The 14,938-nt window shown below is 62.8% G+C and carries 10 protein-coding genes and 1 tRNA gene; 1 reads left to right on the forward strand and 10 read right to left on the reverse strand.

What is annotated here, in order from left to right:
- The first annotated feature begins 173 nt into the window (after positions 1–173).
- Positions 174–761 (forward strand): PIN domain-containing protein, encoded by a 588-nt coding sequence (locus tag DES44_RS17000; RefSeq protein ID WP_170156688.1) that lies wholly within the window; start codon positions 174–176, stop codon positions 759–761.
- 432 nt (positions 762–1,193) lie between these two features.
- Here DES44_RS17000 and rpoC read toward each other — a convergent pair whose 3' ends face one another.
- From rpoC to tuf, 10 genes are all read right to left on the reverse strand, one after another.
- A complete protein-coding gene (gene rpoC / locus DES44_RS17005; protein WP_058933589.1) occupies positions 1,194–5,411 on the reverse strand; it encodes a DNA-directed RNA polymerase subunit beta' in 4,218 nt (1,405 codons plus the stop codon).
- Between the two features lie 18 nt (positions 5,412–5,429).
- A complete protein-coding gene (gene rpoB / locus DES44_RS17010; RefSeq protein WP_058933588.1) occupies positions 5,430–9,551 on the reverse strand; it encodes a DNA-directed RNA polymerase subunit beta in 4,122 nt (1,373 codons plus the stop codon).
- Positions 9,552–9,991: 440 nt separating this feature from the next.
- Positions 9,992–10,372, reverse strand: a complete 381-nt coding sequence (rplL, locus tag DES44_RS17015; protein WP_058933587.1) for a 50S ribosomal protein L7/L12 — start codon at positions 10,370–10,372, stop codon at positions 9,992–9,994.
- A gap of 42 nt (positions 10,373–10,414) precedes the next feature.
- Entirely contained in the window at positions 10,415–10,939 is a 525-nt protein-coding gene (gene rplJ / locus DES44_RS17020) for a 50S ribosomal protein L10 (protein WP_058933586.1), read from the reverse strand.
- 307 nt (positions 10,940–11,246) lie between these two features.
- On the reverse strand, positions 11,247–11,954 hold the full coding sequence (gene rplA, locus DES44_RS17025; RefSeq protein WP_058933585.1) for a 50S ribosomal protein L1: 708 nt from the start codon (positions 11,952–11,954) through the stop codon (positions 11,247–11,249).
- A gap of 1 nt (position 11,955) precedes the next feature.
- Entirely contained in the window at positions 11,956–12,387 is a 432-nt protein-coding gene (gene rplK, locus DES44_RS17030; protein ID WP_058933584.1) for a 50S ribosomal protein L11, read from the reverse strand.
- A 215-nt stretch (positions 12,388–12,602) separates the two neighbouring features.
- Entirely contained in the window at positions 12,603–13,187 is a 585-nt protein-coding gene (nusG, locus tag DES44_RS17035; RefSeq protein WP_058933583.1) for a transcription termination/antitermination protein NusG, read from the reverse strand.
- A gap of 19 nt (positions 13,188–13,206) precedes the next feature.
- Positions 13,207–13,590: a preprotein translocase subunit SecE gene (gene secE, locus DES44_RS17040; protein WP_058933582.1), complete on the reverse strand. Its 384-nt coding sequence runs from the start codon at positions 13,588–13,590 to the stop codon at positions 13,207–13,209.
- Positions 13,591–13,747: 157 nt separating this feature from the next.
- Positions 13,748–13,823: transfer RNA gene (locus DES44_RS17045), tRNA-Trp, on the reverse strand.
- Positions 13,824–13,840: 17 nt separating this feature from the next.
- Positions 13,841–14,938 (reverse strand): elongation factor Tu (gene tuf / locus DES44_RS17050; protein ID WP_116001676.1); only part of this gene is annotated, 1,098 nt, incomplete at its 5' end.

Here is a 14,938-nt window from a genome sequence, read left to right on the forward strand (position 1 = left end):
GGTAAAAACACAAGCGACAAAAGCGCAGCGCCGACAACTATCCGGCACCACGCTCCAATCGTTCCCTGGGCAGCCCCTCAAGGGACCCGCCAGGCGCATCTATACACGCTGAAGAGCCCGCGATTGTAGGCCAGTTCGCCGAAATCACACAAGGCGCTATGCTGGCAGGCCCCATGAACCATGCAGTTTCTCCCCCTTCCCTGCCGGACGGCAGCCCTGAAGCCGCCTCAGCATCTGCCGCGCACGACCCACGTAGCGTGGCCGCCACGACCGTCACTGAGCCGCGCCCGACGCTGGTACCGGCACTGCCGCACCGAGTCATTCTGGACACTCAGATCGTCATGGACTGGCTGGTCTTTGATGAGCCGCGCGTCATGCCCATCATTGCACTGGTAGAGAGCCGGCACTTACTTTGGACGGCTACACCGGCCATGCAGGCGGAGATGCTGCACGTGCTGGGCCGCGGGGTGGCGGCCCGTTACGAGCCGGACTTGACCCGCATCCAAGCCGCCTTTGCGGGCCATTGCGAGTTGGTGGAGGAGCCGGTCTTGGGCATGGGGCGCCCTCGGTGCAGCGACGAGGACGATCAAAAGTTTATTGATCTTGGCCTGCATCTGGCGTCGCTGGCGCCCACCACGCTGATCTCCCGAGACCGTGCAGTCTTGAAGGTAGCCAAACGCGCTGCCCGGCTCGGTCTGGAGATTGTGTCGCCCGACATCTGGATCAAGCGGAACCCTATCCCGACGCAGCCGCGCACCTGAATTCCCCAAATGTGGCGGGTGGGCCTCGACACAAACAAGGTCGAGCCCCTGCCAGCACGAGTGCCGATGCCGACCCCCGGCCCCAACCGCGCGGTAGGCCGGCATGCGCAGCACGCGCAGCCCCACGCACGCCGCCTGATGGCAGGCCTCGGTCCGCAGGAAGGAGGCAGGGGGAGGCTTCTGCGGAAGTAAAAGGGGGAGCCCGCGGAGCGGGCGGAGGACATGAAGCAGAAGCCTCCCCCTGCCTCCTTTCTGCGCGCAGCCCCATGCCCCCACACCTCCGAGTGGATCCTTGACCCAAATCCGCCCCCCCCCCACCCAACCACCCTGGCCCCAAGCCAAGAAAAAAGGCTGCCGCCCTTCCGGGTCAGCAGCCTTTCTGGCTGATCCACGCTGACAGCTTTCACTGCCAGCGCGGAGGGCTCAAGACGCTCAAGCGTTGGGCGTGTCGTCCGCATCGAGGGCGGACAGTTGCACTGCCGCCATTTCCTCGGCTTCCTGCATGGCGATGGAGCGGCGCTCTGCGTCGTCCATTTCTTCCTTGACGCGACGCGCCTGGTGGAAGGCCATACCGGTACCGGCCGGGATCAGACGACCCACGATCACGTTTTCCTTCAGACCGCGCAGCTCATCGCGCTTGCCCATGATGGCCGCTTCGGTCAGCACGCGGGTGGTTTCCTGGAAGGAAGCCGCGGAGATGAACGAATCGGTGGACAGCGAAGCCTTGGTGATACCCAGCAGCACGTCGGAGTGGGTGGCGATGATTTTGCCTTCGCCACGCAGACGGTCGTTGGTATCCAGCAGCTCCGAGCGCTCGACCTGCTCGCCGGTGATGTAGGACGAATCGCCCGGGTTGACGATCTGAACGCGGCGCAGCATCTGGCGAACGATCACCTCGATGTGCTTGTCGTTGATCTTCACGCCCTGCAGACGGTACACGTCCTGCACTTCGTCCACGATGTAGCGAGCCAGTTCCTCGATCCCCAGCAGGCGCAGGATGTCCTGCGGATCTGCCGGGCCGTCGACGATCAGTTCGCCGCGGTTCACCACCTGACCTTCGTGCACCAGGATGTTCTTTTCCTTGGGCACCAGCACTTCGTGCTTGCGGCCTTCCGGATCGGTGATTTCCAGGCGAACCTTGCCCTTGGTCTCCTTACCGAACGACACGGTACCGGTCTGCTCGGCCAGCACACCTGCGTCCTTGGGCGAACGGGCTTCGAAGAGCTCGGCCACACGCGGCAGACCGCCGGTAATGTCGCGGGTCTTCTGACCTTCCACCGGGATACGGGCCAGCACTTCGCCGGGCGCCAGGTCCTGGCCGTCGCGGATCTGGATCAGCGCGCCGACCTGGAAGCCGATCGTCACCGAGTGATCGGTGCCGGGGATCTTCACTTCCTGGCCCTGCGCATCCAGCAGCTTGACCTGCGGACGCACCACCTTGGCAGCACCACGACGCTTCGGATCGATCACCACCAGGGTGGACAGACCCGTCACTTCGTCGACCTGCTTGGCCACGGTCACGCCTTCCTCGACGTTCTCGAACTTCGCCTGACCGGCGAATTCCGTGATGATCGGGCGGGTCAGCGGGTCCCAGTTGGCCAGGATGGTGCCAGCCTTGATGGTCTGGTCAGCCTTGATGTTGAGCAGCGCACCGTACGGCACCTTGTGACGCTCGCGCTCACGGCCGTGCGGGTCGGAGATGACGATTTCGCCGGAACGGGAAATCACCACCAGCTCGCCCTTGCCGTTCGTCACGTAGCGCATCGTGGCGTTGAAGCCGATGATGCCGTCCGACTTGGCTTCCACGCTCGAGGCCACGGCAGCACGCGAAGCGGCACCACCGATGTGGAAGGTACGCATCGTCAGCTGCGTGCCCGGCTCACCGATCGACTGTGCGGCGATCACGCCCACAGCCTCACCGGTGTTGACCAGACCGCCACGGCCCAGGTCGCGGCCATAGCACTTGGCGCACAGACCGAAACGCGTGCCGCAGGTCAGCGGCGTGCGGACCTTCACCTCGTCCACGCCGGCTTGTTCCAGCAGGTCCAGCGTGTCTTCGTCCAGCATGTTGCCGGCGGTCAGCAGCAGTGCCTGCGTTTCCGGATGCAGAACGTCCACGGCAGCCACGCGACCCAGGATGCGGTCACGCAGGGACTCGATCACCTCACCGCCTTCCACCAGGGCGCGCATGTTGATGCCGTTGTCGGTGCCGCAATCGGATTCGGTCACGACCAGATCCTGCGTCACGTCCACCAGACGACGGGTCAGGTAGCCCGAGTTTGCCGTCTTCAGCGCCGTATCCGCCAGGCCCTTACGAGCACCGTGGGTGGAGATGAAGTACTGCAGAACGTTCAGACCTTCGCGGAAGTTCGCGGTAATCGGCGTCTCAATGATGGAGCCATCCGGCTTGGCCATCAGGCCCCGCATACCGGCCAGCTGGCGGATCTGGGCCGCGCTACCGCGGGCACCGGAGTCAGCCATCATGTAGATGGAGTTGAAGGACTCCTGCTCCACTTCCTTGCCGTTGCGGTCCAGGATCTTTTCCTTGGACAGCTGCGACATCATCACCTTGCCGACCTCGTCACCGGTCTTGCCCCAGATGTCCACCACCTTGTTGTAGCGTTCACCGGCGGTCACCAGACCCGAGACGTACTGCTGCTCGATCTCCTTGACTTCCTTCTCGGCGCGATCGATCAGCTCGACCTTCTGCTTGGGCACCAGCATGTCGTCGATGGCGATCGAGATGCCGGCGCGCGTGGCCAGGCGGAAGCCGGACTGCAGCAGCTTGTCTGCCAGCACCACGGTTTCCTTCAGGCCGCACTTGCGGAAGGAGGTGTTGATCAGGCGCGAGATTTCCTTCTTCTTAAGCGCCTTGTTGATGTTGCTGAAGGGCAGGCCCTTGGGCAGGATTTCCGACAGGATCGCGCGACCGACGGTGGTGTCCACCAGCTTGGTCTCGGGAATCCATTCACCGGAGTCCTTGTCCTTGGAGTACTCGGTCAGGCGCACGCTGATCTTGGCGGTCACTTCCACGGCGCCGGTGTCCAGCGCGCGGATGACTTCGGCGATGTCCGAGAACACCATGCCTTCGCCGCGACCGTTCGTACGCTCACGGGTGGCGTAGTACAAACCCAGCACCACGTCTTGCGACGGGACGATGGACGGCTCGCCCGACGCCGGGAACAGCACGTTGTTGGACGCCAGCATCAGCACGCGGGCTTCCATCTGCGCTTCGATGGACAGCGGCACGTGAACGGCCATCTGGTCACCGTCGAAGTCGGCGTTGAAGGCCGCGCAGACGAGCGGATGCAGCTGGATCGCCTTGCCTTCGATCAGCACCGGTTCAAAGGCCTGGATGCCCAGGCGGTGCAGCGTCGGGGCGCGGTTCAGCAGGACCGGGTGTTCCTTGATGACTTCTTCAAGGATGTCCCAGACCACCGGCGTGCCGGATTCGACTTCCTTCTTCGCCGCCTTGATGGTGGTGGCGATGCCCATCGCCTCCAGGCGCGAGAAGATGAAGGGCTTGAACAGCTCCAGCGCCATCAGCTTGGGCAGGCCGCACTGATGCAGCTTGAGCGTCGGGCCCACGGTAATCACCGAACGGCCGGAATAGTCGACGCGCTTGCCCAGCAGGTTCTGACGGAAACGACCGCTCTTGCCCTTGATCATGTCGGCCAGCGACTTGAGGGCACGCTTGTTCGCACCGGTCATCGCCTTGCCGCGACGGCCGTTGTCCAGCAGCGAGTCCACGGCTTCCTGCAGCATGCGCTTTTCGTTGCGCACGATGATCTCAGGGGCCTTGAGCTCCAGCAGACGAGCCAGACGGTTGTTGCGGTTGATGACGCGACGATAGAGGTCGTTCAGGTCGGAGGTCGCGAAGCGGCCGCCGTCCAGCGGCACCAGCGGACGCAGGTCCGGCGGCAGCACCGGCAGCACTTCCAGCACCATCCAGTTCGGCTTGATGCCCGAACGCTTGAAGGCCTCCATGACCTTGAGGCGCTTGGAGTTCTTCTTGACCTTGAGCTCCGAGCCGGTCATGTCGTTGCGCAGGCGATCGATCTCGACGTCGAGATCCATCTCCTCCAGCAGCTTCTTGATGCCTTCGGCGCCCATCAGCGCGATGAACTCGTCACCGTACTCGATGCGCTTGGCGTCGTAGTCGTCCTCCGACATGATGCTGAACTTCTTCAGCGGGGTCATGCCGGGGTCCACCACCACGTAGGCTTCGAAGTACAGCACGCGCTCGATGTCGCGCAGCGTCATGTCCAGCACCAGGCCCAGACGGGACGGCAGGGACTTCAGGAACCAGATGTGGGCGCAGGGCGCGGCCAGGTCGATGTGACCCATGCGCTCACGACGCACCTTGGTCTGGGTGACTTCAACGCCGCACTTCTCGCAGATCACGCCACGGTGCTTCAGGCGCTTGTACTTGCCGCACAGGCACTCGTAGTCCTTGATCGGGCCGAAGATCTTGGCGCAGAACAGGCCATCACGTTCCGGCTTGAACGTCCGGTAGTTGATGGTCTCGGGCTTCTTCACTTCACCGAAGGACCACGAACGGATCTTCTCGGGCGAAGCCAGCCCGATCTTGATCGCGTCGAAGTGCTCGTCCGGCGTGAATTGCTTGAACAGGTCCAGCAAACCTTTCATGTGTCTCTCCTGTTCCCTTTAGTTGCGCTCGAGTTCGATGTCGATACCGAGCGAACGGATTTCCTTCACCAGCACGTTGAACGACTCGGGCATGCCCGCTTCGATCGAGTGCTCGCCCTTGACGATGGACTCGTACACCTTGGTGCGGCCATTCACGTCGTCGGACTTCACGGTCAGCATTTCCTGCAGGATGTAGGAAGCACCGTAGGCTTCCAGCGCCCACACTTCCATTTCCCCGAAACGCTGTCCGCCGAACTGCGCCTTGCCGCCCAGCGGCTGCTGGGTGACGAGCGAGTACGGGCCGGTCGAGCGGGCGTGCATCTTGTCGTCCACCAGGTGGTGCAGCTTCAGCACGTGCATGTAGCCGATGGTCGTCGGGCGTTCGAACTGCTCGCCGGTGCGGCCGTCATACAGGTAGGCCTGCGTACGGGTGGGCGTGAGGCCCTTGCGAGCGGCGATGTCGTCCGGATAGGCCAGCTTGAGCATCGCGCGGATTTCGCTTTCCTTGGCACCGTCGAACACCGGCGTGGCGAAGGTCACACCCTTGGCCAGGTTGTGCGCCATGTCGATGACTTCAGCGTCGGTCAGCTCGTCCAGCTTCTCCGGCTTGCCGCCGTTCTGGTTGAACAGCTCGTCCATGAAGCTGCGCAGCTCGGCCACGCGGGCTTCGCGCTGCAGCATGTCGCCGATGCGCTGGCCGATGCCCTTGCCCGCCCAGCCCAGGTGCACTTCCAGCACCTGGCCGACGTTCATCCGGGACGGAACGCCCAGGGGGTTCAGCACGATGTCGGCAGGCGTGCCGTCGGCCATGTAGGGCATGTCTTCGATCGGGGTGATCTTGGACACGACACCCTTGTTGCCGTGACGGCCGGCCATCTTGTCGCCCGGCTGCAGGCGGCGCTTGACGGCCAGGTACACCTTCACCATCTTCAGCACGCCGGCGTCGAGCTCGTCGCCCTGCGTCAGCTTCTTGCGCTTCTCTTCGAAGGCCAGGTCGAAGCTGTGGCGAGTCTGCTCCAGCGAGTTCTTGATGGATTCCAGCTGGTTGGCGATGTCGTCTTCGGCCGGACGGATGTCAAACCAGTGGAACTTCTCGACTTCCGCCAGGTAGTCCTTGGTGATGACGGTGCCCTTGGTGATCTTCTTCGGACCCCCATTGGCGACCTTGCCGGTCAGCAGCTTCTCGATACGGTCGAACGCGTCGGCCTCCACGATGCGCAGCTGGTCGTTCAGGTCCAGGCGGAAGCGCTTGAGTTCATCGTCGATGATCTGCTGGGCGCGCTTGTCACGCTGGATGCCTTCACGGGTGAAGACCTGCACGTCGATGACGGTACCGCTGGTGCCCTGGTCCACGCGCAGCGAGGTGTCCTTCACGTCGGACGCCTTCTCGCCGAAGATGGCGCGCAGCAGCTTCTCTTCCGGCGTCAGCGTGGTCTCGCCCTTGGGCGTGACCTTGCCCACCAGCACGTCGCCCGGGTTCACTTCCGCACCGATGTACACGATGCCGGATTCGTCCAGACGAGCCAGTTGCTGTTCGCTCAGGTTCGGGATGTCGCGGGTGATTTCTTCGCTGCCCAGCTTCGTGTCACGCGCCTTGACCACCAGTTCCTCGATGTGGATCGAGGTGTAGCGGTCTTCGGCCACCACGCGTTCGGAGATCAGGATCGAGTCTTCGAAGTTGTAGCCGTTCCACGGCATGAACGCGACCAGCATGTTCTGGCCCAGTGCCAGTTCACCCAGGTCGGTCGAGGCGCCGTCGGCAATGATGTCTTCCGCTTCGACGCGGTCACCGCGCTTGACGATCGGACGCTGATGGATGTTGGTGTTCTGGTTGCTACGCTGATACTTGATCAGGTTGTAGATATCCACACCGACTTCGCCAGCGACGGTTTCGTTGTCGTTCACGCGGATCACGATACGGTTCGTGTCCACGTAGTCGACCACGCCACCGCGACGGGCGGCCACCACCGTGCCCGAGTCCTTCGCAGCCACGCGCTCCACGCCCGTGCCCACAAAGGCCTTTTCGGGGCGCAGGGTCGGCACGGCCTGACGCTGCATGTTGGCGCCCATCAGTGCGCGGTTCGCATCGTCGTGCTCGAGGAACGGCACCAGCGAGGCCGCGACCGACACGATCTGCGTCGGGGCCACGTCCATGTACTGGATGCGTTCCGGCGAGGTCAGCACCGATTCGCCGTTTTCACGGGCCGACACCAGTTCGTCGATCAGCTGGCCGCTCTCGTCCAGCGATGCGTTCGCCTGGGCGATGACGTACTTGCCTTCTTCGATGGCCGACAGGTAGTCGATCTGGTCGGTGACCTTGGAGTCCACCACGCGGCGATACGGGGTTTCCAGGAAACCGTATTCGTTCAGCTGCGCGTACAGGGCCAGCGAGTTGATCAGACCGATGTTCGGGCCTTCCGGCGTTTCGATCGGGCAGACGCGGCCGTAGTGGGTCGGGTGCACGTCACGGACTTCGAAGCCAGCGCGCTCGCGGGTCAGACCGCCCGGGCCCAGGGCCGAGACACGACGCTTGTGCGTGATCTCGGACAGCGGGTTGGTCTGGTCCATGAACTGCGACAGCTGCGACGCACCGAAGAACTCCTTCAGAGCCGCGGAGATCGGCTTGGAGTTGATCAGGTCGTGCGGCATCAGGGCTTCGGTTTCAGCCTGGCCCAGACGTTCCTTCACAGCCTTTTCGATACGTGCCAGGCCCGAGCGGTACTGGTTCTCAGCCAGTTCGCCCACGCAGCGCACGCGGCGATTGCCCAGGTGGTCGATGTCGTCCACTTCGCCGCGGCCGTTGCGCAGTTCCACCAGGATCTTGACGACGTCCAGGATGTCCTCGTTGGACAGCGTCATCGCGCCTTCGGGAATGTCGCGGCCCACGCGGGCGTTGAACTTCATGCGGCCCACGCGCGACAGGTCGTACGTGTCTTCCGAATAGAACAGGCGGTTGAACAGGGCTTCGACCGCGTCTTCCGTCGGCGGCTCGCCGGGGCGCATCATGCGGTAGATGGCGACGCGGGCAGCCAGCTGGTCGGCGGTTTCGTCCGAGGCCAGGGTCTGGCTGATGTAGGCGCCTTCATCCAGCTCGTTCGTGAACAGGCACTGGATGTCCTTGATGCCGGCGGCGCGCAGCTTCTTCAGCAGCGAGTCGGTCAGCTCGTCGTTGGCCTTGGCGATGATCTCACCGGTGTCCGGATCGACCATGTTCTTGGCCAGCACACGGCCCAGCAGGAAGTCTTCGGGCACGGTCACATGCTGCGTGCCGGACTGCTCCAGCTGACGCACGTGACGGGCGGTGATGCGCTTGTCCTTCTCGACCAGCACGTTGCCGCTCTTGTCGGTGATGTCGAAGCGGGCCACTTCACCCTTGAGGCGTTCGGCCACGAACTCCATCTGGGCGCCCGAATCCATCAGGCGGAAATTGTCGAAGACAAAGAAGTGAGCCAGGATCTGCTCGGGATTCAGGCCGATGGCCTTGAGCAGGATCGTGACCGGCATCTTGCGACGACGGTCAACGCGGAAATAGAGGATGTCCTTCGGGTCGAATTCGAAGTCCAGCCAGGAGCCGCGGTAGGGAATGATGCGCGCAGAGAACAGCAGCTTGCCGGACGAGTGCGTCTTGCCCTTGTCGTGTTCGAAGAACACGCCGGGGGAGCGGTGCAGCTGCGAGACGATGACCCGCTCGGTACCGTTGATGATGAAGGAGCCGTAGTCGGTCATCAGGGGCACTTCGCCCATGTAGACCTCTTGCTCCTTGATTTCCTTGACCGTCTTGGGCGTGGGGCTTTCCCGGTCGTAGATGATCATCTGCAGCTTGGCACGCACGGCCGCTGCAAAGGTCAGGCCGCGCTGCTGACATTCGCGAACGTCGAACGGCGGCTTGGCAATGTTGAATTCGAGGAATTTCATTTCCACGAACCCGTTGTGCGAGACGATGGGGAACGTGGACAGGAAGGCAGCTTGCAGGCCTTCGGGTTTACGCTTGAGCGGAGCGACGTCTTTTTGCAGGAAGGCGACGTAGCTGTCCTTCTGCATTGTCAGCAAGTAGGGAACGTTGAGCACGCTCACGCGCTTGCCGAAGCTTTTGCGAATGCGCTTGCGCTCGGTGTAGCTGTAGGGGGTTGCTTGCGCCATAAACACTCCGTGTCGAGTGCGCCCCTGGCCGTGGTGCGCACCGCGTCGGCGACTGGCTGTTCGGGCATTGCACCCGAAGCTTGGTGGTTGGCCACTACCAACCGCTGGCGGACAACCCCGGCGAGCCGGACCTGACCGAAGGCGTTGCACCCCCGCATCATTCCCGGCCAAACCGCGGCCCGACCAAACCGTTCTCTGCAGTCGGATCAGAGAACACTTGAAAGAACCGCACATGATACATGCTGCGATGCTTTCAGGTGCTCTTGTCAAGCCCAAGGCCCTGACAACAACCCTACTATGAGCGCTTTGTACCGGATATCCATCCCTTGGGGGACGGCTTCAGGACGAAGGCCCTTAAACGCGGAAAGGGGAGGCCCGTTGGGACCCCCCCTCTCGCGGAGAAGAACCGGCGGGCCAGGCCTGCCGGTTCTCCAAGGTCATTACTTGAGTTCGACCTTGGCGCCGGCTTCTTCCAGCTTCTTCTTGGCAGCTTCGGCGTCGGCCTTGGCAATGCCTTCCTTGACCGGCTTCGGAGCGCCGTCGACCAGGTCCTTGGCTTCCTTCAGACCCAGACCGGTGATTTCGCGCACGGCCTTGATGACGGACACCTTGTTGGCGCCGGCGTCGGTCAGGACGACGTTGAATTCGGTCTTCTCTTCAGCGGCAGCAGCGCCAGCGCCGGCAGCGCCGCCAGCAGCGGGAGCAGCCATCGAAGCGGCGGACACGCCAAACTTCTCTTCAATTGCCTTGACCAGATCGTTCAGTTCCAGAACGGTCATGCTGTCCAGAGCGGACAGGAATGCGTCTTTGTCGAATGCCATGATAGTTTCCTAAATACAGAGGGTTTCTTGGGGGTGCGTCGTTCAGGCAGCAGCGTCGGCCGGGGCTTCGGCTTCTGCGCCGCCGCCACGTTGCTGAGCCAGGGCAGCCAGCACGGCCGCGGTGCGTTGCACCGGCGACTTGAGCAGGCCAGCCAGTTGGGACAGCAGGACTTCCTTGCTGGGCACGGATGCCAGGGCCTTCAGGCCGTCAACATCCAGAGCCTTGCCGCCATAGGCGCCACCCTTGAGGACGAGCTTGTCGTTGGTCTTGGCAAAGTCAGCGATGACTTTGGCAGCCGCGACAGCATCTTCCGAAAAGCCGTAGATCAGCGGACCGACCATGGCATCCGAAGCAGCCTCGAACGAGGTGCCGGCCACAGCGCGACGGGCCAGGGTGTTCTTCAGCACATGAAGATACACGCCTTGCGCACGCGCGGTGACACGCAGCTTGTTCAGGGCTTCAACGGTGAGGCCACGGTACTCGGCCAGCGCCAGCGTCTGCGACTTGGCAGCTTGCGCCGCCACGTCCGACACAACGGCTGCTTTCTCGTTGCGATTGAGACTCAAGGTCTACTCCTCACATTACGCCCGTGATCCGACACTCGCGTGTCTCGTCTTGGGCACCGGATTCAGCGACCTTCTGTCGGGATCAGGAAACCATCTGGAGGCACAAAGCCTGGCCAGAGATCAGATCCTTTCAGCGGGACCGCCATCTGCGCTGGCGGGAGGCCGAAGCCTCCGATTAAGCAAACTCCCCGGGACTGCAGGAGTTCACGCCAGCGGTCTTGGATGACCCGGGCCGGTGTTACCACCGACCCGACCCACCAATTCATCAGCGCGACGCCAGACTCGCGTCACGCCTCATCTGAGTCGCTTAGGCGGCAGCCGCGGCGTTGATGGTCGCGACGTCCACACGGGCGCCAACGCCCATGGTGGAGGACACAGCCACCTTGCGCAGGTACACACCCTTGCTGGTTGCCGGCTTGGCCTTGTTCAGGGCTTCGACCAGGGCGCGCAGGTTGCCTTCCAGCTTCTCGGTGTCGAACGAACGACGGCCGATGGTGGCGTGCACGATGCCTGCCTTGTCGATACGGAACTGGACCTGACCGGCCTTGGCGTTCTTCACGGCGGTGGCGACGTCCGGGGTCACGGTGCCGACCTTCGGGTTCGGCATCAGGCCACGGGGGCCCAGGATCTGACCCAGGGTACCGACCACACGCATGGTGTCGGGCGAGGCGATCACGACGTCGAAGGGCATGTCGCCAGCCTTCACGCGTTCAGCCAGGTCTTCCATGCCGACGACGTCGGCACCGGCGGCCTTGGCTTCTTCAGCCTTGGCGCCCTGGGCGAACACGGCCACGCGCTTGGTCTTGCCGATGCCGTTGGGCATCACGACGGCGCCACGAACCACCTGGTCCGACTTCTTGGCGTCCACGCCCAGCTGGACGGAGACGTCGATCGATTCGTCGAACTTGGCGTTGGCGCATTCCTTCACCAGGTTCAGCGCGTCAGCCAGGGGATACAGCTTGGTCGTTTCGACCTTGCCTTGCAGAGCTTGTTGACGCTTGGTCAGCTTGGCCATGTCAGACACCCTCCACGATGATGCCCATCGAACGGGCAGAGCCGGCGATGGTGCGGACGGCGGCGTCCATGTCGGCGGCCGTCAGGTCCTTCTGCTTGGTCTTGGCGATTTCTTCCAGCTGGGCGCGGGTCAGCTTGCCGACCTTGTCCAGATGGGGACGCTGCGAACCCTTTTCGATCTTGGCTGCCTTCTTGATCAGCACGGTCGCCGGGGGCGACTTGATCACGAAGGTGAAGCTCTTGTCCGCGAAAGCGGTGATCACGACGGGCAGCTTGAGGCCCGGCTCATAGCTCTGCGTCTGGGCGTTGAACGCCTTGCAGAATTCCATGATGTTCAGACCACGCTGACCCAGCGCGGGACCGACCGGCGGCGAAGGATTCGCCTTGCCAGCCGGGATTTGCAGCTTGATGAAGCCGACAATCTTCTTGGCCATGTTTTCTCCTAGCAGCGGTGCAACGGCCTCGTCGCATCGCCTGAGTGCTAACGCAAGGGGCTCGGGAACTTGCCCTTACCCTTGCTCCTCGTGTCCGCCTCTCGTTGCAGACTGGTCACGGACAGCTTCACGGCCGGGGCCGCGGAGCACTGTCAGGCTCCATGAACAGCGCAGGCGCCGCGGGCTGAGCCCGGGGCGCCGTGCGGGTGGAGGCGTCAGACCTTCTCGACTTGCGCGAAGTCCAGCTCGACCGGCGTGGCGCGGCCGAAGATGGTGACGGACACCCGCAGCTTCGACTTGTCGTAGTTGACTTCTTCGATGCTGCCGTTGAAGTCAGTGAACGGGCCTTCCTTGACGCGAACGATCTCGCCAACGACCCACTCCACCTTGGGACGCGGCTTGTCAACGCCCTCTTGCATCTGGTTGACGATCTTCATCACCTCGGACTCCGAAATCGGAGCCGGGCGGTTCTTCGCGCCACCCACAAAGCCGGTGACCTTGGAGGTGTGCTTGACCAGGTGCCAGGTGTCGTCTTCCATCACCATTTCCACCAGCACATAGCCGGGGAAGAAACGACGCTCGGTGACGGCCTTCTTGCCGTTCTTCAGTTCAACGACTTCTTCAGTCGGCACCAGGATGCGACCGAACTTGTCCTGCATGCCGGCGCGATCAATGCGCTCGCGCAGATTGCGCTCGACAGCCTTTTCCATGCCGGAATAGGCATGCACCACATACCAGCGCTTGGGCAGGCCGGCGGGGGCGGTCGACTCGGTCGCAACGACGTTTTGATCTTCGCTCATCTCGGTCCTATCTCTTCGCTCAGCGCTTCCAGCCCAGGATCAGGTCGTACAGCACCCATTCCAGCGTCTTGTCCGTGAGCCACAGGAACAGCGCCATGACCACCACGAAGGCAAACACGTAGAGGGTCATCTGGCGGGCTTCCTTGCCGGTCGGCCACACGACCTTGCGAACTTCCTTGACGGAGTCCTGACCGTAGGCGATCAGCGACTTGCCGGACTCGGAGGTCAGGAACGCACCCACTGCGGCGGCCAGCAGCACGATCAGCGCGCCCCACTGCACCCAAGGACCCTGCTTGCCCAGCGCATAGAACGCAACCAGCGCGGCCACGAGCAGGACGACAGCGCCCGCCAGCTTGGCCTTGTCGGCGCCGGTCGTCACTGTTTCGACTTGAGGATTGGACATTGAACTCACTTCTGAACCGCTACGACACCAGGATGGTTCGTAGAACCCACCAGCAGCAAAGCCCGCCGAGATCAACTCCCGCGGGCTTGGCTTGACCACTTGTTCCAGCGCTCGATTATCGCCTTAAGTTTGTTGCTTAAAGCTTATCGCTTGTCGCTGGCAGGGGCAGAGGGTCTCGAACCCCCAACCTTCGGTTTTGGAGACCGACGCTCTGCCAATTGAGCTATGCCCCTGTGGCCTTCTAACTAAATTACTCGATGATCGTCGCCACGACGCCCGAGCCGACGGTACGACCGCCTTCACGGATGGCGAAGCGCAGACCTTCTTCCATGGCGATCGGAGCGATCAGCTTCACGGTGATGCTGACGTTGTCGCCAGGCATGACCATTTCCTTGTCCTTCGGCAGCTCCACGGCACCAGTCACGTCCGTCGTGCGGAAGTAGAACTGGGGACGGTAGTTGTTGAAGAACGGGGTGTGACGGCCGCCTTCTTCCTTGCTCAGAACGTAGATCTCAGCAGTGAAGTGGGTGTGCGGCTTGATCGTGCCCGGCTTGGCCAGCACTTGGCCGCGCTCGACGTCTTCACGCTTGGTGCCGCGCAGCAGGATACCGACGTTGTCGCCAGCCTGACCTTGGTCCAGCAGCTTGCGGAACATTTCCACGCCGGTGACGGTGGTCTTTTGCAGATCACGGATACCGACGATTTCGATTTCCTCGCCGACCTTGATGATGCCGCGCTCAACACGACCGGTCACCACGGTGCCACGGCCCGAGATCGAGAACACGTCTTCCACCGGCAGCAGGAAAGCGCCGTCCACAGCGCGCTCAGGCGTGGGGATGTAGCTGTCCAGTGCATCGGCCAGACGCATGATGGCCTGCTCGCCCAGGTCGCCCTTGTCGCCTTCCAGCGCCAGCTTGGCCGAACCCTTGATGATGGGGGTGTCGTCGCCCGGGAAGTCGTACTTGCTCAGCAGCTCGCGGACTTCCATTTCCACCAGCTCCAGCAGCTCGGCGTCGTCCACCATGTCGCACTTGTTCAGGAACACGATGATGTACTTCACGCCCACCTGACGCGCCAGCAGGATGTGCTCGCGGGTCTGGGGCATCGGGCCGTCAGCGGCCGAGCACACCAGGATCGCGCCATCCATCTGAGCGGCGCCGGTGATCATGTTCTTCACATAGTCAGCGTGGCCGGGGCAGTCAACGTGCGCGTAGTGGCGGTTGGCCGTCTCGTATTCCACGTGAGCGGTGTTGATCGTGATGCCGCGGGCCTTTTCTTCGGGAGCCGCGTCGATCTGGTCGTAGGCCTTGGCTTCGCCGCCAAACTTCGAGGCCAGCACGGTTGCGAT

Origin of the sequence: Roseateles depolymerans (genome assembly GCF_003387155.1) — a bacterium.
Taxonomy (GTDB): Bacteria; Pseudomonadota; Gammaproteobacteria; order Burkholderiales; family Burkholderiaceae_C; genus Roseateles; species Roseateles depolymerans.